Source organism: Archaeoglobus profundus DSM 5631, assembly GCF_000025285.1.
Lineage (GTDB): Archaea > Halobacteriota > Archaeoglobi > Archaeoglobales > Archaeoglobaceae > Archaeoglobus_B > Archaeoglobus_B profundus.
The window spans coordinates 1,294,903-1,311,081 of sequence record NC_013741.1; the positions used below are offsets into that span (position 1 = coordinate 1,294,903).

Annotated in this window: 21 protein-coding genes; 11 read left to right on the forward strand and 10 right to left on the reverse strand. The window is 39.5% G+C overall.

The annotated features are described in order from the left end of the window. Positions 1-104: 104 nt before the first annotated feature. Genes ARCPR_RS09815 through ARCPR_RS07655 form a run of 3 tightly spaced genes read left to right on the forward strand, consistent with a single transcriptional unit; the run spans position 105 to position 1,414 of the window. Positions 105-818: an SDH family Clp fold serine proteinase gene (locus tag ARCPR_RS09815; protein WP_048084572.1), complete on the forward strand. Its 714-nt coding sequence runs from the start codon at positions 105-107 to the stop codon at positions 816-818. 53 nt (positions 819-871) lie between these two features. Beyond that, a complete protein-coding gene (locus tag ARCPR_RS07650; protein WP_012940912.1) occupies positions 872-1,186 on the forward strand; it encodes a hypothetical protein in 315 nt (104 codons plus the stop codon). A 48-nt stretch (positions 1,187-1,234) separates the two neighbouring features. After that, entirely contained in the window at positions 1,235-1,414 is a 180-nt protein-coding gene (locus ARCPR_RS07655; protein WP_012940913.1) for a type II toxin-antitoxin system CcdA family antitoxin, read from the forward strand. Positions 1,415-1,440: 26 nt separating this feature from the next. On the opposite strand, the gene ARCPR_RS07660 is transcribed toward ARCPR_RS07655, so the two are convergent. The 3 genes from ARCPR_RS07660 to ARCPR_RS07670 form a co-directional block, all read right to left on the reverse strand. Then, complete coding sequence (locus ARCPR_RS07660) at positions 1,441-2,148, reverse strand: universal stress protein (RefSeq protein ID WP_012940914.1); 708 nt, start codon at positions 2,146-2,148, stop codon at positions 1,441-1,443. Between the two features lie 300 nt (positions 2,149-2,448). Beyond that, positions 2,449-3,378, reverse strand: coding sequence for an archaeosine biosynthesis radical SAM protein RaSEA (locus ARCPR_RS07665; RefSeq protein ID WP_012940915.1), 930 nt, complete (start codon positions 3,376-3,378; stop codon positions 2,449-2,451). Continuing rightward, on the reverse strand, positions 3,362-4,039 hold the full coding sequence (locus ARCPR_RS07670; protein ID WP_012940916.1) for a rhomboid family intramembrane serine protease: 678 nt from the start codon (positions 4,037-4,039) through the stop codon (positions 3,362-3,364). Before ARCPR_RS07670 ends, ARCPR_RS07665 begins: the two co-directional genes overlap by 17 nt. A gap of 74 nt (positions 4,040-4,113) precedes the next feature. On the opposite strand from ARCPR_RS07670, the gene ARCPR_RS07675 reads away from it, so the two are divergent. The 4 genes from ARCPR_RS07675 to ARCPR_RS07690 are packed head-to-tail and all read left to right on the forward strand — an operon-like array spanning position 4,114 to position 6,397. Next, positions 4,114-4,509, forward strand: coding sequence for a biotin/lipoyl-containing protein (locus tag ARCPR_RS07675; RefSeq protein ID WP_012940917.1), 396 nt, complete (start codon positions 4,114-4,116; stop codon positions 4,507-4,509). Positions 4,510-4,553: 44 nt separating this feature from the next. After that, positions 4,554-5,015: a hypothetical protein gene (locus ARCPR_RS07680; protein WP_012940918.1), complete on the forward strand. Its 462-nt coding sequence runs from the start codon at positions 4,554-4,556 to the stop codon at positions 5,013-5,015. Between the two features lie 25 nt (positions 5,016-5,040). Further along, positions 5,041-5,991: a beta-ribofuranosylaminobenzene 5'-phosphate synthase gene (locus ARCPR_RS07685; RefSeq protein ID WP_012940919.1), complete on the forward strand. Its 951-nt coding sequence runs from the start codon at positions 5,041-5,043 to the stop codon at positions 5,989-5,991. Between the two features lie 16 nt (positions 5,992-6,007). After that, the gene (locus ARCPR_RS07690; RefSeq protein WP_012940920.1) at positions 6,008-6,397 is read left to right on the forward strand and encodes a hypothetical protein; all 390 of its coding nucleotides are present in this window, start codon (positions 6,008-6,010) and stop codon (positions 6,395-6,397) included. Between the two features lie 100 nt (positions 6,398-6,497). Here the strand turns inward: ARCPR_RS07690 and ARCPR_RS07695 are convergent, their stop codons facing one another. The 3 genes from ARCPR_RS07695 to ARCPR_RS07705 all read right to left on the reverse strand — a co-directional run bounded on the left by ARCPR_RS07695 (position 6,498) and on the right by ARCPR_RS07705 (position 8,546). Beyond that, complete coding sequence (locus tag ARCPR_RS07695) at positions 6,498-7,256, reverse strand: NAD(+)/NADH kinase (RefSeq protein WP_012940921.1); 759 nt, start codon at positions 7,254-7,256, stop codon at positions 6,498-6,500. Then, on the reverse strand, positions 7,253-8,026 hold the full coding sequence (locus ARCPR_RS07700; RefSeq protein ID WP_012940922.1) for an inositol monophosphatase family protein: 774 nt from the start codon (positions 8,024-8,026) through the stop codon (positions 7,253-7,255). Before ARCPR_RS07700 ends, ARCPR_RS07695 begins: the two co-directional genes overlap by 4 nt. Before the next feature lie 259 nt (positions 8,027-8,285). Continuing rightward, a complete protein-coding gene (locus ARCPR_RS07705) occupies positions 8,286-8,546 on the reverse strand; it encodes a UPF0147 family protein (protein WP_012940923.1) in 261 nt (86 codons plus the stop codon). Between the two features lie 59 nt (positions 8,547-8,605). On the opposite strand from ARCPR_RS07705, the gene ARCPR_RS07710 reads away from it, so the two are divergent. The 3 genes from ARCPR_RS07710 (at position 8,606) to ARCPR_RS07720 (ending at position 12,054) form a co-directional block, all read left to right on the forward strand. Then, positions 8,606-9,061, forward strand: coding sequence for an Sjogren's syndrome/scleroderma autoantigen 1 family protein (locus tag ARCPR_RS07710; protein ID WP_148208700.1), 456 nt, complete (start codon positions 8,606-8,608; stop codon positions 9,059-9,061). 425 nt (positions 9,062-9,486) lie between these two features. Next, a complete protein-coding gene (locus ARCPR_RS07715; protein WP_012940925.1) occupies positions 9,487-11,265 on the forward strand; it encodes a PINc/VapC family ATPase in 1,779 nt (592 codons plus the stop codon). Between the two features lie 21 nt (positions 11,266-11,286). Next, on the forward strand, positions 11,287-12,054 hold the full coding sequence (locus ARCPR_RS07720) for a presenilin family intramembrane aspartyl protease PSH (protein WP_012940926.1): 768 nt from the start codon (positions 11,287-11,289) through the stop codon (positions 12,052-12,054). 105 nt (positions 12,055-12,159) lie between these two features. Here the strand turns inward: ARCPR_RS07720 and ARCPR_RS09820 are convergent, their stop codons facing one another. Both ARCPR_RS09820 and pheA read right to left on the reverse strand, forming a co-directional pair. After that, entirely contained in the window at positions 12,160-12,312 is a 153-nt protein-coding gene (locus ARCPR_RS09820) for a hypothetical protein (RefSeq protein ID WP_012940927.1), read from the reverse strand. Positions 12,313-12,323: 11 nt separating this feature from the next. Next, complete coding sequence (pheA, locus tag ARCPR_RS07725) at positions 12,324-14,183, reverse strand: prephenate dehydratase (RefSeq protein WP_012940928.1); 1,860 nt, start codon at positions 14,181-14,183, stop codon at positions 12,324-12,326. 84 nt (positions 14,184-14,267) lie between these two features. Here pheA and ARCPR_RS07730 point away from each other — a divergent pair, with 84 nt between their 5' ends. Then, positions 14,268-15,224 carry a phosphoribulokinase gene (locus ARCPR_RS07730; RefSeq protein ID WP_012940929.1) on the forward strand — a complete coding sequence of 319 codons (957 nt, stop codon included), beginning with the start codon at positions 14,268-14,270 and terminating at the stop codon, positions 15,222-15,224. A 1-nt stretch (position 15,225) separates the two neighbouring features. Here ARCPR_RS07730 and ARCPR_RS07735 read toward each other — a convergent pair whose 3' ends face one another. Both ARCPR_RS07735 and ARCPR_RS07740 read right to left on the reverse strand, forming a co-directional pair. After that, entirely contained in the window at positions 15,226-15,672 is a 447-nt protein-coding gene (locus ARCPR_RS07735; RefSeq protein ID WP_012940930.1) for a hydrogenase maturation protease, read from the reverse strand. Between the two features lie 11 nt (positions 15,673-15,683). Continuing rightward, positions 15,684-16,157 carry a DUF2250 domain-containing protein gene (locus ARCPR_RS07740; RefSeq protein ID WP_222829536.1) on the reverse strand — a complete coding sequence of 158 codons (474 nt, stop codon included), beginning with the start codon at positions 16,155-16,157 and terminating at the stop codon, positions 15,684-15,686. Between the last annotated feature and the right edge of the window lie 22 nt (positions 16,158-16,179).

The following is a 16,179-nucleotide window of genomic DNA, read 5'->3' on the forward strand; positions in this document are numbered from 1 at the left end:
GAAAATTAATCAAAGCTGTAGAGGATAAAACTGGCCGAACTCTAATCTTGTACTATTCTAATCCACAGTTACCGGGTAGTAGCATTAACCATCAAGACATTAGCATGTTTCATGAGATCTTACGCATTTTGGAGTACCCAAAAGATGTAGATTTAATGATTCATAGTGGAGGAGGTGTTGTAGAAGCAACGGAAAAACTTGTAAAACTCATTTGGAGTAAAGTAGAATCACTTAGAGTTATAGTCATGGAGTTTGCCAAAAGTGCAGCAACTCTTCTGTCTTTAGCTTCAAATGAAATTCTTATGAGTTTCATGGCTGAATTAGGTCCGATAGATCCATTAATTCAGGTTGGTTTTGATCAAGTAACCAAACAACCAGAATTTAGACCAGCATGGTCTTATTTGCATGTCTTGGACATTTTAGAGGAAGAGCTAAAGAATAAGAGGGATATAAGGATAGTTGCACAGTTACTTAGCGTAATAGATCCAACAAAACTTGATATTGCACGCAAAGCTATTGCATACTCGCAAACTCTTGCTACAGAGTGGATGGTTAAGTATATGGGTATACATCCTAAAAAAGCGAGAGAAATAGCTAAAAAATTGTGCGACTCTAAGAGGCTACTATCGCATGGTCGAGTTATTAGTGTCGAGGATGCTTGTAATCTCGGACTAAAAGTGCAGAAACTAGATACAGACCATGAATTATGGCCTCTACTATATCAATTACATACAAGAGCTCTTATGGCTGTAAGACCACCAGTAGTCAAATTATTTGAGTGTAGAGACCATACCATTAGAGGATCATTAAGTAAGTAGAAGGGGGACTATTTTTGTTTCTCCCGATTCCGGGTTCAAAACCCCGGAAGTGGATGAGGGTCGTGATACATGCTATCGAGCGGAAATGGTTTGACGACTTTGGAGCATTTTACACCTATGTAATCAAAAATGCAGACATTGTTGAGATTGTTGATGAAGAAGAGCTCGTTTACGACATCATGAAATCTGTCAAAGCTTGGATTGAGGATGGTTACTCCATTGATGAGCTTCGAGAGCAGATTGCCGTCGTTTACGGCATCCCTGAGAAGTATATAGATCTCATTCTCGAGAGGGTCAAAGTCGAACTCGGGCTCGTCGAGATGCAAGGGATGCTCATAGACCCAAGTTATGACTCAACTAATAGTTGAATCATCCTTGATGATTTTTAAGTTTATATAAATTAAAATGGTGAGATAATGAAGAGGAGGACGAGTGTTTACATTGATGCCGATTTGCTTGCTAAGGCTAAGGAGAAAAAGCTTAATCTCTCTCAATTACTTGAAAAAGCCATAAGAGAGGCTTTAAAAGAGGGTGGTTCAAGCCTTAAGACCCCGTCCCGAAGGGGTCCGCGGGTTCAAATCCCGCCCCCCGCATGAATTTAGAAAAGGGAATATGGAGAATATTACGATTCTTTAATAACCAAAACCGACTTCTTGGCGTATCTGAGGACATCATCCGTAACTCTGGTAAATTTCCTAGTCTTCAGGACTATACAACCGACTCTCAACTCAGTTGCCGTTTTTATGATCATTTTCGCAACCCCACCAACCTTGACAATAACTTCTCCATTCAAATCTTTAGCGATTTCTTCGAGCCTCTTCTTAGCCTCATCAACTCTCTCCCTAACGAGATGTGTTGTAGATTCGGGAGGTAGCATGGGTTCAACCACATGCATGATGTACAATCTCTCGTATGGTATTTCCTTCAAAAACTCTGGCGGATCTGATTCTAGAGGATAGTGGACATAGAGTACTGTCCTGAAAATTTCTATACCTCCCTTAACGACGAGAACCAGAATTTTAGATAGCCTAACGACTCCCTCGGCAACGCTACCAAGCAGAATCTTCTTGAGAAAGCTTCTACCTCTGTGCCCCATCGCTATGAGATTTGCCCCTTCTTCGTTTGCAACCCCTACAATCTCCTCAGCCGGGTCACCCACTCGCAGAATACTCCTACACTTTATGTCATTCAATTTGAAAAAAGATTCGTGCTCTTCGAATTTTTCAAGCGATGCCATCTTTTCCTTCTCAATCCAAGATTCCCGATCGATGAGAGTTTCAAGAACTCTGTTTATGTTTATTACCCTAACTATTAGAACTTCATCGATCAAGCTCCTATACCTCAGGAGGACATTAGATACTTTTTAGGGAGTAATCGGAAAAATCCGTTGCATAGACAACTTTCCACATTGTCTAAATTTCAATTTGAACGCATATAAAATTTTCATAGATTTTTCGCAAACGATTTTTGAATAGCAGTTAAAAGTATAAGAATCAGGCGACATCCCTTTCATCACTTCTCAGACCCGATGGGTTTCATCATCGCAAGTGATAAAACTTCAAGAGCTTTGAATTTTGTGATGATGAACTTGCCCTTCACTGAGCTGTGATGAGACCCAGGGCACACTGATTCATTTAAACAACGGTATTCTCGAATAGTTTTCAAGATCCAAAGCAACCTCCCAGCGCTTTAGGCATTTGCAGTTCAGGTTTTCGAAGACAGACTTATCCTGATAAAGCGAAAATTCCCTTATAGCTCGAGCAACAACTTTATCACATCTCCCGCAGTTGTGAGGACCTCTAAAGCTCCCAGCTCCGACAGGATCAGATACGGTTTCGATGTTGGAGTTTTTAAGAACTTCAACAACACTCCAGAACCAAGGGGGCCTGTAAAGTCCTTTTCTCCACAAAGCTTCAAGATACGTTCCAGACTGAACGTTTGTAGGATTAAGTGAGACTACATCTGCCAAACCTTCGACATCTTTAATCGATTTGATTGCGTCTTCTATTGCCTCCTTTTCCGAAAGGAATGGTGGTTTTAGAAGGAGGTAAACTTTAACTCTAAAGCCCTTCGACTTCAAGAATTTTGAAGATTCTTTAAAGTCTTCGAATGTAAAGCCTTTGTTTATGCAGTGTTCCCTCACAAAGTCGTTTGAAGTTTCCAGACCTATACCAACCTCAAGCTCAAAATCGATTTTTTCCAAATCTTCCTCAACCTTATAGACGAATTCTGGTCTGCTCTCAACTATCAGCTTTTCAAAACCAAACTTCGAGACTGTATTGTAGACAAAGTCCCTAAACTCTTTATCGAGCTCGAAGAAGCTTCCAGATGTAAATATCTTCAAAATCTTAGCCTTTCCCTTTTTCAAAGCCTTTTCAAGCTGTTTTTTCAAATCATCGTTTGTTACTCTTGGATCTGTATCCCTCCTGTACCCACACATCAGACATCTGTTCCAAGAGCATCCCCTTGTTCTGAGTATCACGGTAAGACAATCCACCACATCTCCGTGAAATCTCTCCTTTTCAATCCATACCGCAACGGGATCAGTAGTAGAGGACATATCCCCTCACTATTCTGTATTTTTTACCTAAGTACAAACCTACCAAAAGTCCAGCGAGGTGTGCTATATGTGCAACTCCTGTGCTGTAGGAGAATGGTAATAGTAAGAGGTCGTAGATTGCGAAGAGTAGTATTGCGACCTTTATACTCACAGGGATTGGAAGTGGGAATATTACCACCCTTATCTCGGGAGCTATTATCGCCAGAGCTCCCATAACCCCGAAGATTGCCGCAGAGGCACCCATAGCTGGAATAAACGGATTTGTTAAAAATGCATATACTAAGTAGGCTAAGTTACCAGCGATTCCGCTGGCAAAGAATATGATCAGATACTTTCTTTCACCCAACCTTCTTTCGAGCTCGTTTCCGAAGAAGAAGAGTACGAACATGTTGATGAAGAGATGCCAGAAATCCGCATGAACGAAGATGCTCGTTATTATCTGCCAAGGCATGGACAGAACGTTGATTGGGAATAAAGCCAAGAGATAATCAACGATGTTGTCTCTGTAAGTAACACCAAATGGCATTCTAATAATGGCGTAGATTCCTAAAAGTCCCGTTAGTACCTTTGCCAGATAAATCAGTATGCATATGGCTATTATCGTATTGTTCCAGCCGTACGGATTTCTCCTCTTAACCTTAACAGGGATGTATTCCTCCACCGAACCTGATCGAGTTCGCACGTATAAATACTTTTAGAAACTCTTTTATCCAATCTTAACCGCTTTGACTTTGAATGAGAAAGTTGAAGGTTAAAGTTGGTGATGAAGAGTTTGAGGCATGCATAAAGCGAATAAACAGAACTTACTACAAAGTAATTCTGAACGATAAGACGTTTAACATATCATTGAGAGAACCCGGTGTAATCTTACCTAAGAAGGTAGAAAAGAAGGAGAAGAGTAAGGTAGAGGTCGTTGAGGGAGAAGCTGTTAAAGCGATGTTGCCCGGTGTAGTCACTAAGATCATAGTTAAGGAGGGAGAAAGCGTAAGAAAGGGGGACACAATAATGATACTCGAAGCGATGAAAATGGAAAATGAGGTTAAGAGTCCTAAAGATGGAGTTGTTAAGCAGATCGTCGTTAGAGAGGGAGATAGGGTGGAGGTTGGTGATATATTAGCGGTAATTTCATAATAGGGGTAGTTGGAAGTAGGCTAACTGCAGAGCTTTTTGTCAGAATGGGATTTGACGTTAAATATATAGGAGATTTCTTTACACCAAACGATGCAACTATAGACGTAACTCTTAGCGGGTACGGATACGATGTTCCAGATGCCTACATGGTTTCTTATCCACTTGTAGAGGATTTGAAGGAAGTAAAGAGACAGATAAGATGTTGCGACGTTGTTATAGCTCATAAGAGTATGGATACCTTCGCTAAGGCCTGCTACGATCTAGGTATTCCTTTCATGCCAAATATCATTACTTTTTTCCTTCCAGACTCAATCAAGTTTTTCGAAGTCGAGATACCCAAAATAGACTACGATACCTTGACATATACTATAACATGTGCTCTCCAGGTGAAAGAAACTTTGAAACTGCTTGAAAGTGGAAACGCTATCGTAGCTCCCAGAGCTCTTATAGTCAATTTAAATGAAGGCGATTTTGTTAGAGAAATAGATCTAAGAAAATATTCTTAAGTTCAGCTGTTTTGTTGAATTATAAATGACTAAAGTCAAGATAAAAACTCCTTCAAGAATTCACATGAGTCTAATAGACTTAAACGGCTTACTGGGTAGAATAGATGGGGGTGTGGGTTTTGCACTTGAAGAGCCAAATGTTACGATAGAATGTGAAGATTCTGATGATGTTGTTGTTAGAGGAGGAAACAACGTAAGCAGATTTCAATCTGTTGCAAGAAAACTTTCGCAAACATTTGGTAAGGGTATAAAAATAGATGTCTTAAGTGATTATGAAGCTCATGTCGGTTTGGGAAGTGGAACTCAGATAAGCCTGGCAGTGGCCAGCGCCTTCAATGAGATATACGACTTGGGGCTAAGTGTTAGAGAAATGGCGGAGATAACTGGGAGGGGTGGAACTTCTGGAATTGGCGTTGCCGTCTTTGAGTTTGGAGGTTTTATCCTAGATGGTGGGCACTCCAAGAGAGAGAAGCCTAACTTCATGCCTTCATCTGCGAGCAAAGCTAAACCACCAAAGGTTTTAGCTAGGTACGATCTTCCAGATTGGAAGGTTGTCGTTGCCGTTCCCAATTTGAAGGGTTTTTATGGAAAAGAGGAGGTTAGCCTTTTCCAGAAATTTTGCCCGATACCAGTTGAAGAAGTGAGTAAACTCTGCCATGTCATACTGATGAAGTTACTACCGTCAGTTGTTGAGAGCAATCTGGATGAGTTTGGAGAAGCTGTGAAAATGATTCAACGCTTAGGATTTAAAAAGGTTGAAATAGATCAGTACGGTGATTTGATATGGAACCTGTTTGATCATTCTGATTATCCAATAGGAATGAGTTCTACGGGGCCGGCAGTTTATTCAGTCGTGGATACAAACGCTAAATCAGTTGCAAGAGAAGTGAGAAGGTATTTTGAAGATATAGGGTTAAATGTTGAAGTCTATATCACGGAACCTGACAACATTGGTGCTGAAATTTTTTATATTTAGAAGGCCATGTGAGCCCATGGAGGAAAAATGGCTGAACTTTTCACAGTTTAAAGAGGAGTATCCTGAGGACAGATATCATATCATAGAAATAGTTAGGTATGAGAAAGGTGATGTAGACAACGCTCTACAAAAGATAGCGAAGATCAGTTCTAGAATTCTCAAGCTAGACATTGAGGGAGACTTGATTACCTTATCAAACTTCAAGAAAAAGTCGGAAACTAGAATAGTGAGATCTAAAACAAGAAGAAAGGCTACAATGATAGCTAAGTACGTAAAGACATACAGTGTCCCAGATTTTCCAATAGCACTAGTCCTAGCTCTAGATAAGGAAAAGTTTAGTGATGAAGATGTAAAAAGGATAGAGGAAGAAGTGGGTAAAATATTGAAAGAGGTTGAAGCTCTTTAACTGTTTAAGGAGTTGCAATAGCTACTGGGGATACAACGATTATACCTTAAAGGATTTGTTTGAGGTAGAAAATAGTAGCATACCTGTACTAAGAAGCTAGTTAGCAAATATTCCTGAGCTTTTCGACTGTCCTCTTCAGACGGTGTGAAATTTTAAAGAATCTCGCAGGATGATTGGATTTTGTTATCTCTACTGATTGCTCATGTTTAAACCTTTTCTGGCCATCTGCAACTATAAAAACACTCCTATCGAACTCTAACCTTATAACTCTGTCATCTTTAACAACCCACGGCTTCCAGCCCAGCTTAAATGGGGCTACTGGAACGATTAGTATTGAATTTAGGTAAGGATCGATTATAGGTCCTCCAGTTGAAAGGGCGTAGGCTGTAGAGCCTATAGGAGTCGAAACTAACATACCGTCACATCTGAGCGATTCAACCTTAACATCATCGACATATACAGTCATTTCAACAAGCTTCGCAGGAACCGAACAGAGAACAGCAAACTCATTTAAGGCTAACACTTCATTACCATCTACAACGCAACTCAACCTCATAAATTCCTCCACTTCGAAACTGTTTAGAGCCTTGATTAGCACATCCTTGTATTCATAAGGTTCACAGTGCGTGAGTAGTCCTACGCGACCAGTGTTTATTGCGAATATAGGCGGGCAGTTTTTGACACTTTGAAGAACTCTGAGAATCGTGCCATCTCCACCAATCACAATTATATAGTCATATTGTTCCAAGTCTTTAGACTTGCTGACCACTTCAGCATGGAAACCATTGGCATTAACGAACTCCCTGACTTCTTCAGCTAAATCCTTAGAGTCTGGCTTATAGACTATCGCTCCCTTCATGAGATCACCTTTAGTAACTTCTCATGCAGTTTCGGATTTGAAACTAGAAGTGTGTACCTCTCATCCATAGTCAATTTCTTGTTATTCAGCTCGTTACCTCTGTGATCAGTAATTTTCGCTCCAGCATTTTTTGCTATGAAGAGAGCAGAACAGACGTCGAAAGGCCTTAAAAACCCCTTACCCCTCTTAAATCTCGTATCGATGAAAGCGTCAAATGTCCCATCAGCAACGTAGCATATTTCAAGTGAAGCACTTCCTAAAATCCTTATCCGCTTGAAAGGGTAAGGTTTTGCAGGATAGTAGAAGAGTACATTAGCTTCTTTAAGATTGTCAATGTTGGAAACGTGTATAACTGAATCGTTTTTGTATGAAGATCCGTTGATTGAGTAGTACTCATCACCAGTCGCAAGATTGAGCACATATCCGCAAAATACATCCCTAAAATAGTAGCTACTGGAAAAACATAATGATACTGAATAGATTGGAATACTCTTAACAGCATTAAATGTGCCATCGATGGGATCTAAAGAAACTATCACATCTCCAGACCCTACTACGCCAGATTCTTCAGTTATAACGGTTACATCAGACTCTTTAAGAATTTCCAATGCAGTCTTCTCAGCAACTATATCAATGCGCTTCGTGGGGGTACCATCTTTGCCGATCCCAACGGTGATACCACATTCAGTACTGCCAATGATCTTGGAAACTTCCTTCTTTACATATTCACCGACTTTTCTAGCCAAATTCAGAGCTTCTTTAGGAGTCATAAGATAAAAGAGGGTAGCAGTAGTTTTTTAGCTTTCGATATACAACTATGATATATGCTAACACACTTAGCACACCCACCCCTTTATTTCCTGTGGAAAGTGGGGTAGTGGACAATAAGAATGATGCGTGAAAAGTCAGTTGAAAATGATAGTTGATGATCGATTACAAATATAAACAAATTTTTCAGCATTTTAAATCTAGCACATTATAAGTATCTTCTACTTCTACTAGAGTGTAAAAAGAAGGTTGAAATTTGTCTCATTTTTCAACTGTAAGTTTCTCAAGTAAGCTAGATAGATTCCAAATTAAGGTTCTTACGTGCATTGGTAGATTTGGATCTGACGAAAGGTCTTCAAGTGTTGAAATTGCCGTAGCTGCTTTGACTGCTATATTTTCTTTCTCATTTAGCAGATCGCTCTTGATTTCGTTTGCAACCTTTCTAACATTTCTTGGAACTGAATCGTCTTGAATTATTCTGTCGAGTGTATCTAACACTGCTTTCAATACATCTTCTGCCATGGCACATCACCTCTCAAAACTGAACCTTTTTATAACTCGCCTCAAAGCTATACACCGTGGTGGATAAAAATATTTCGGAAGCTGTCGAACTTTTGTACAAAGGTGCGAAAATGCTGGCTCAGCATTGTATAGACTGTAAAATGCCCCTTTTCAAGTATGAGGGTAAGGTAATCTGCCCTGCTTGTAAAAGAGAGTTCAGAATTGATGGAAAGGGATATGCCGTTCCAATTGAAAAGGATGGAAGGGTAGAAACGGTAAAAGATGAAAACAAAGAGATTACTGAGACTAAAAAAGATAGAAAGGCTAGTGAAGTCAAACATGATGTTGTAGAGACTTCTGCAAAAAGTGTTGAATGTTTAGAATATTCAAAAGTAAAATCCATATCTATACTCAGATCTAAGCTTTTCGAAGTCATTTCAAGGATTGAAAGTTGTGAAAGCGTAGAGAGCTTACACAGTTTAATTAATCTCGCCCTCAAGATCATTGAACTTATTGAAAAAATTGAGAGAATCTAGGAGAATCTAGTATTTCTTAGTCTTAGAAACAGCTAAACTGAAGATATTAAGAAGTTTGTAAGTTTGGTAATATCGACTTTGTCAGTCTATTGGTCGATTGGGGTTATCAGTAATTTGGTCTGAGCTTACTATTGCCTCTAAAAAATTCAGTGATATATTTGTCCATAATTCGTAAGACTAGAGTAATCCAAGAAAACTGAGGTAGTGATGTGACTTCCAAATATCTATAATATATCTATATCTTAGTTTGGTTTATTATCCACTTTTCATTTTAAAGTTTCAATATTGATTCGTTCAGGGACATACATCACTAACTCACTACCCCACTTTCCACAGGAAATAAAGGGGTGGGTGTGCTAAGTGTGTTAGCACGTATCAAGTGTGCCTATAAAAAGTGTTAAGTATTTTTCAAGTGGATGTAGGTTGTGAAGTACGTAATAGACACCAGTGCTTTGATTGATGGAAGAGTATCTAAGATGCTTGAGAATGGGGAAATAGCTGGCACTATAATCATCCCTGAACCCGCTATTGCTGAGTTGGAAGCTCAGGCTAATAGAGGTAAGATGACGGGATTCAAAGGTCTAGAAGAGATTAAGAAAATACGTGAAATCGCAGAGCAAAAAGGATTTGACGTAATTTTCTTGGGTGAAAGACCATCTATTGAGCAGATAAGGCTGGCAAAGAGCGGTGAAATAGATAACATGATCAGAAGGATTGCTGAGGAGGAAAAGGCAATTCTAATTACGTGTGACAGGGTTCAATACTACGTTGCAGTTGCAAAGGGTATTGACGCAATATACTTACAGCAAGAGGTCATAAAGCCTGAGGAAACCAATATAATGAAATTCTTCACACCCGATACTGCTAGTGTTCACCTTAGAGAGGGTGTACCTCCACTTGCAAAGAGGGGTAAGATTGGCCAGCTTAAACTTGTAAAAATTAGAGATGAGCCCATGACTTTACAGGAGTTGCAAGAAATTGCACACGAAATCTTAGAGGTTGCAAGGATAGATGAGGATAGTAATATAGAAATCGAAAGAAAGGGTTGTACGGTTGTCCAGCTCAGAGATTTAAGAATTGCCATTGCTGAGAGACCTTTTGCTGATAGAATGGAGATTACTGCTGTAAGACCTATTGCAAAGGTTACACTTGATGAGTACGGAATAAGTGAAGAATTAAAGAGAAGAATCGTTGAGAAACAGAGAGGTATCTTAATAGCAGGTCCTCCTGGGGCTGGTAAGTCGACATTCGCTGCGAGTGTAGCAAACTACCTCATGGAAATGGGTCACATCGTCAAAACTATGGAGAGTCCAAGAGATTTAATAGTTAGAGATGAAATTACTCAGTATGCTCCTCTTGAAGGTGACATGAGCTTAACATCAGACATTCTCCTCCTTGTTAGACCAGATTATACGATATATGATGAATTAAGAAGAACTTCTGATTTCCAAGTGTTTGCAGATATGCGACTGGCGGGAGTGGGAATGATAGGTGTAACACATGCTACAAGAGCTATAGACGCTATCCAGAGGCTTATTGGTAGGGTTGAACTTGGTATAATTCCTCAAGTAGTAGATACAGTAATCTTCATCGATGCTGGGCAGATCAAGAAGGTTTACGAGCTGAACTTTACAGTCAAAGTTCCCTATGGAATGACTGAGGAAGACTTAGCTAGACCAGTTATAGAAGTCATAGACTTCGAAACCAAGAGAGTTGAATACGAAATTTACACCTATGGCGAACAAGTCGTTGTGATGCCCATTGAAGAGGAAAACCTAGAGGAGATTAAGAAGATGATTGAAGATGTAATAAGGAGGTACGTCTCCAGATTCGAAGTTGAAGTTCTCAGCAACACAAAAGCAATTGTAAAAGTTCCGGAAGATGATATTCCAAGACTCTTGGGTAGGAGAGGCAGGAGAATTAAGAATATTGAGAAGGAGTTGAAGATTAAGCTGGATGTGCAGCCTCTCTATGAAGAGGTAATGGTCGAAGCTAAGGTTGAGGAAGACACTAAGCACTACATAATACATGCTAAAGGGTTGGAGGGTAGGACTGTTGAAATCTATGCGAACAACGATTACCTATTCACCGTGGCTGTGAGCAGGAAGGGAACTATAAAGATTAGAAAGGATAAAGAAGCTGGAAAAATGCTTAAGGAAGCCTTGCTAAGAGGTGAAAAGATATACATCAAGTACAGGGCTTGAGGAGGTGATCTTATCCGATTTTTGATAATTCTTATCTTCATCTTAGTAGGTCTAACTGCTCTTGCATTCACTCCCACTTATGAATCTGCGAACGTTAAAGTCTTTGAAAATCCTTCAGATCCAACTAACTCCCTACTTTATTTTCTAGCTATAATTGTATTCACAGCGATAGTCATGATTTTAACAAGAAAGAGCGAGTTTTTTCTGAAATTAGTAATGTACTCATTACTGTTCATATCAGCATTCTACATCTTCTATCCGTTTTTTGGTATTCTATCAATTATTCCGTCCTCTATTGTCATAGTTGCACTGCTTAAGAGGCCTAATACATTAACAATCAACATTTCAGCATTTCTCCTTGCATGTGGAATCACTGCAATGTTTGGTATAAGTTTGGAACCAATTCCAGTCCTTGTACTTTTGATAATTCTAGCTGTCTATGATTTTGTCGCTGTTTATACGACCAAACATATGATAGACCTCGCTGAGAGTGTAGTCAAGCTGAAACTACCATTACTCTTCATAATTCCAACCGACGATAAACCTACGATGTTGGGTGTAGGCGACGTAGTCATACCAAACATACTGACAGTTTCCGCACAAACATTTCTCAACTCACCAAAGATCTTTGGATTGAAAATACCTGCCTTAACAACTTTAATTGGAGGAGCTTTGGGATTAACAATTTTGTTAATCTTTGCTGAAAAATTTAAAAGAGCTCATGCAGGTCTACCATTCATAAATTCTGGTGCGATATTGGGATTCCTAATCGGTTGCATGATATCCTAGCTTGTTTACCACTTGTAGTTTCCTTCAACTAAAACTCTATAGAGCTTTAGAACTTTGTAGAAATCTGGGTCGACATCTTCTCAACTATAAACTTATTCAACATTCCTAAAAGAGTCCAGCCTTTAGCTTAACAACCTCTGGTAAATCTTCCAAGAGTTCTACTTCTCTTGAAAACTTGTTAAATTGATATGAGCTTTGCAATCCCTCTTTACTGAGGGAATAGTCAGTATCAACGATAGTGGCACTGACAATTTTCATCTGGAACACCTTTAATTAAGAGTCAACGACTCTACTCTATCAAATACACCTATTATCTTGTAAAACGTTGTTACCTCCTTGAGCTCTTTCAAATCGTCTTCATCTAAAGCCCTCTCAATCTCAACGAAGAAGATATAATCTCCTAGACCTGTTTTGGCTGGTCTCGATTCAAGCTTTCGCATGTTGATATTCTTCTTGTAAAATACTTCCAAAACGTCTTTTAAAGCTCCAACTCTGTCTTCAACACCGAAGAACATCGCCGTAATTCTACCAGATCTTTTACCTCCTTTTCTTCTTATCAAGTAAAATCTCGTGACGTTGTTCTTGACATCCTGAATACCTTTTCTGAGAATGCAAAGCCTGTACAGCCTTGCGGCGTATTCCGATGTTATTGCAACCGAGTTTTCATCCAAAAGTTTGATAGCATCGCTTGTCGATGTCGTGTACCTTATTTCCGCATGGGGTAGATAGTTGTTGATGAAGTTGATACATTGAGCTATGGCTTGAGGATGGGAATAGACCACCTTAACACTCTTTAACGGGATCTCCCTCTTGGCAGTTAAGCAGTGAACTACTTCAAGCTCGCATTCTCCGAAAACCTCAACATTTGAATTTAGAAGAGCGTCTAGAACTGGCAAAACAGTCCCGTTTATCGAGTTTTCGATTGGAATCAATCCATAATCGACTTTGCCTCTCTCAACAGCTCTTATTATTTCATCCGTTGTGGAGCAGTATATCAGCGGCAATCTTGAACCAACTAGTCTTAGCGCCATCTCCTCGCTGAAACTCCCCATTGGACCGAGTATTGCCAGCTTCTTGTTTACTCCCAAAACTCTGTATTCCTCCTCTTTAGTCAGTGTCATTAAGCTGTCAAAAATCCTGTAAATCAGTACTGGATTTAGATGTGTGTTTGCTATCAGATCCCTGATCTTAATCTCCTCCACATCGGTTATCTCAATTGGCTCATTTCTCTCCTTCTTAATCTCTGCAACCTTCTTCCCAGTTTCAACTCTCCTCTCTATAAGTCTAAGTATCAGCGAATCCAAAGCTCTAATGTATCCCCTAACCAAGTTTAAATCGTTCACATCGAGCGTTGCCTTATAGGAGTCGAGGATTATTGTGCTTTCACCCTTATCAATGTAAACATCCCTTAAATCCTCAAAGAGCTTTTTAAACTCTCTTTCATCCTTCAGCCTCTCGCTTAGACTTATCATGTGCTTTAGAAACTCCTCTCTTTTCTCTTCAGCGTTCTTTTGGATTTTAAGATACATCTTCCAGTTCTGCGATACTATTCGAGATGCCAGCTTGTAAAGCACACAGAATATTGGAGAAGCATAGTTTATTATCTCTCCAACTCTGTCTTTAAGGAAGTCTGCAAGGGCTATGAGTGTGAAGTGGCTCAAGCCCTGAATTTCGGCCATCACCACATCATGCCTTTCCCTCGGTAAGTAACTAATCACAGCTCCAGCCTTTTTGAATTCTTCAAGTATTACTTCTTCCTCCCTTCTCCCAGACCTGTGAACGACTATTATGTTCGATAGACCAATATCACTCTTCGGTCCGAACATCGGATGTATGCTCATATAATCGAAACCGCTTTCGTCGAAGTACGGCAAAATGTCTGACTTTATTGTCGAAATATCGACTAGTAGAGCATTCTTGTTTGCGTATTTCTTTATATCTTCCAAAGCATCCTTAATGCACTCCATAGGAACACAGACGAATATGACATCGAAATCCGATATTTCATCAAGCTCAACATCCCTTCTATCCTTGATCGTATCGTAACCTCTAACGTCGTAACCTCTAACCCTGAAAAAATCCCTGAAGAATCTTCCCATTCCTCCAACTCCAAATATCAATATCCTCATGAGATCACCTTGACACTTTGTATCAGTGTAGCTAAGTTTAATAAGCTTACGTCGGTTTAAAATATTCTTGAACTAAAGGTTGTTATGCTTAAAGAGAAGCTGATCAAGAGTGGTAAAGTTTTCATAATAGGCATTGCTGGAGATAGCGGTTCTGGGAAAACTACGTTTGCCAACGGTATAAAGAGAATGTTTGGAGATGATATTGTTAGTCACATCACGCTTGACGATTATCACGTTTACGATAGGGAGATGAGAGAAAGGCTTGGAATAACGCCCCTACACCCATCAGCCAACAACTTAAAGCTGGTTGAAACTCATCTTTACCTGCTGAAGAAGGGTGAAAAAATAAAGAAGCCGACATACAACCATAAGACTGGAACTTTTGGAGAATGGGAAGACTTCGAGTCTACGCCTATAGTAATTGTTGAGGGTCTGCACACACTCTACGACGGCATAAGGGATTACATAGACTTCAAGATCTTCGTGGATCCTGCTAGGTACATAAAGAGGTTGTGGAAAATCAAGAGAGATGTAGAAGAAAGAGGATATGATAGAGATAAGGTTATAAGGGAGATAATTCGGAGAGAGCCGGACTACAAAAGGTATATAGACTTCCAGAAAATATATGCTGATGTTGTTATAAAAATTCTACCGAGTTCTATCCAGAGCACGGAGAGAATAAAGTATTTAGTTGATAGTCGGGAGGAGGTTTACAAAGTTAGGTTAATTCTAAAGAAAACGGATATTCCTCTGGAATCAGTAAGTCTGAACATTGACATTTCTGATCTTGTTAAAGCTAGTGAAAGAGATTTCTCGATTGGCTTTTTCTCAGATTACTATTACGCAGAGAAAGCTAGCTTCATAGACATTGACGGATTCTTAAATGTCGATATATTCAAATCTCTATTTGACTCACTAAGGAAAGAGATTGGCGATGGTGAGATTAAGGTTGAGTCGGAGTACGTCAATGCGATAGAGTTTTCGAAGCTCTTGGTGTGCTGGAAGCTCGTTGAAGTTCTAAAGCATAGTTTGAGATTGTAGGCTATACTGATTCGATTAATCTCTTAACAATTTCCACGGCTTTCGGTATAGCCTCTTTAACTTTTTTAGAGCACTCATATCCAAAATCGATATCCTCTACCTCAATTGCCACTATTCTTATATCTTTGGGCATTTCATCTCTAAATATTTCATATCCGATCTTTATGCTCGTAGCTAGGTCTAAGCTGTGCGAACTAGAGAACTTGTACGAAACGAAGAGATCATCAACATTCAAAACGTGAATTTTTCCAGCTTCTTCAACCTTTTTAATTGCGTCGACGATTATAGCTCTATCGTATCCGAGAATCTTTCCCACAACATCAAGATCGGTGCTTGTGAGGAAATCTACATTCGCCTTAACCTTTCCTTCTAGCTCTTTGGCAACTCTCAACCCTACAGAGTCGTCCTTTAGATAGGGGTTACCTATGCCAATTACTATCGTTTTCATCACCTAAGCCTTCATTGGAGATCTATTAACCTATCGCTGAGCATAGTTGTGAGCATCTTGAAAAACTTCGTCTTCTTTCCGCTTGGTGTTATCAGCCTATGCAGAAGAAATTCCTCGAAAAACTCGGATTCATTAAATCCAGCTTCCTTACAAGCTGATTTAAAATCTTCTGTTTTCATAAGGGCTTTAAATAGATCATACGGTACTGTCAAATTTTCTCTTAGCCAACGCTCATCAATCCTTCTTACTAGGAGATCACCCTCTCTCGAAAGCTTGTAGTAGGTGTGATGCTTGCGAACTTCAAAGGCCTTCTTGAACTTTGCCTTACTTCTTTTCAAAGCTGAACCTTGATCCCTCTCTACTAATCCAGCTTTCATTAAATCATCTAAAGCTGTCTTTACGAGTTCCAAGCTTAATTCTATCATTTTAGCAATCATCTTCACATAATTGACATTGGCTCTCTTTAAATGGAGCAAGATGTACAAATGGATGGGAAAAAATTGCATA

Coding starts and splice junctions, on each gene's coding strand:
- ARCPR_RS09815 (WP_048084572.1), top strand. CDS start 105: ATGTTTCATGAGATCTTACGCATTTTGGAGTACCCAAAAGATGTAGAT.
- ARCPR_RS07650 (WP_012940912.1), top strand. CDS start 872: ATGAGGGTCGTGATACATGCTATCGAGCGGAAATGGTTTGACGACTTT.
- ARCPR_RS07655 (WP_012940913.1), top strand. CDS start 1,235: ATGAAGAGGAGGACGAGTGTTTACATTGATGCCGATTTGCTTGCTAAG.
- ARCPR_RS07665 (WP_012940915.1), bottom strand. CDS start 3,378: ATGTCCTCTACTACTGATCCCGTTGCGGTATGGATTGAAAAGGAGAGA.
- ARCPR_RS07675 (WP_012940917.1), top strand. CDS start 4,114: ATGAGAAAGTTGAAGGTTAAAGTTGGTGATGAAGAGTTTGAGGCATGC.
- ARCPR_RS07680 (WP_012940918.1), top strand. CDS start 4,554: ATGGGATTTGACGTTAAATATATAGGAGATTTCTTTACACCAAACGAT.
- ARCPR_RS07685 (WP_012940919.1), top strand. CDS start 5,041: ATGACTAAAGTCAAGATAAAAACTCCTTCAAGAATTCACATGAGTCTA.
- ARCPR_RS07690 (WP_012940920.1), top strand. CDS start 6,008: ATGGAGGAAAAATGGCTGAACTTTTCACAGTTTAAAGAGGAGTATCCT.
- ARCPR_RS07695 (WP_012940921.1), bottom strand. CDS start 7,256: ATGAAGGGAGCGATAGTCTATAAGCCAGACTCTAAGGATTTAGCTGAA.
- ARCPR_RS07700 (WP_012940922.1), bottom strand. CDS start 8,026: ATGACTCCTAAAGAAGCTCTGAATTTGGCTAGAAAAGTCGGTGAATAT.
- ARCPR_RS07705 (WP_012940923.1), bottom strand. CDS start 8,546: ATGGCAGAAGATGTATTGAAAGCAGTGTTAGATACACTCGACAGAATA.
- ARCPR_RS09820 (WP_012940927.1), bottom strand. CDS start 12,312: ATGAAAATTGTCAGTGCCACTATCGTTGATACTGACTATTCCCTCAGT.
- pheA (WP_012940928.1), bottom strand. CDS start 14,183: ATGAGGATATTGATATTTGGAGTTGGAGGAATGGGAAGATTCTTCAGG.
- ARCPR_RS07730 (WP_012940929.1), top strand. CDS start 14,268: ATGCTTAAAGAGAAGCTGATCAAGAGTGGTAAAGTTTTCATAATAGGC.
- ARCPR_RS07735 (WP_012940930.1), bottom strand. CDS start 15,672: ATGAAAACGATAGTAATTGGCATAGGTAACCCCTATCTAAAGGACGAC.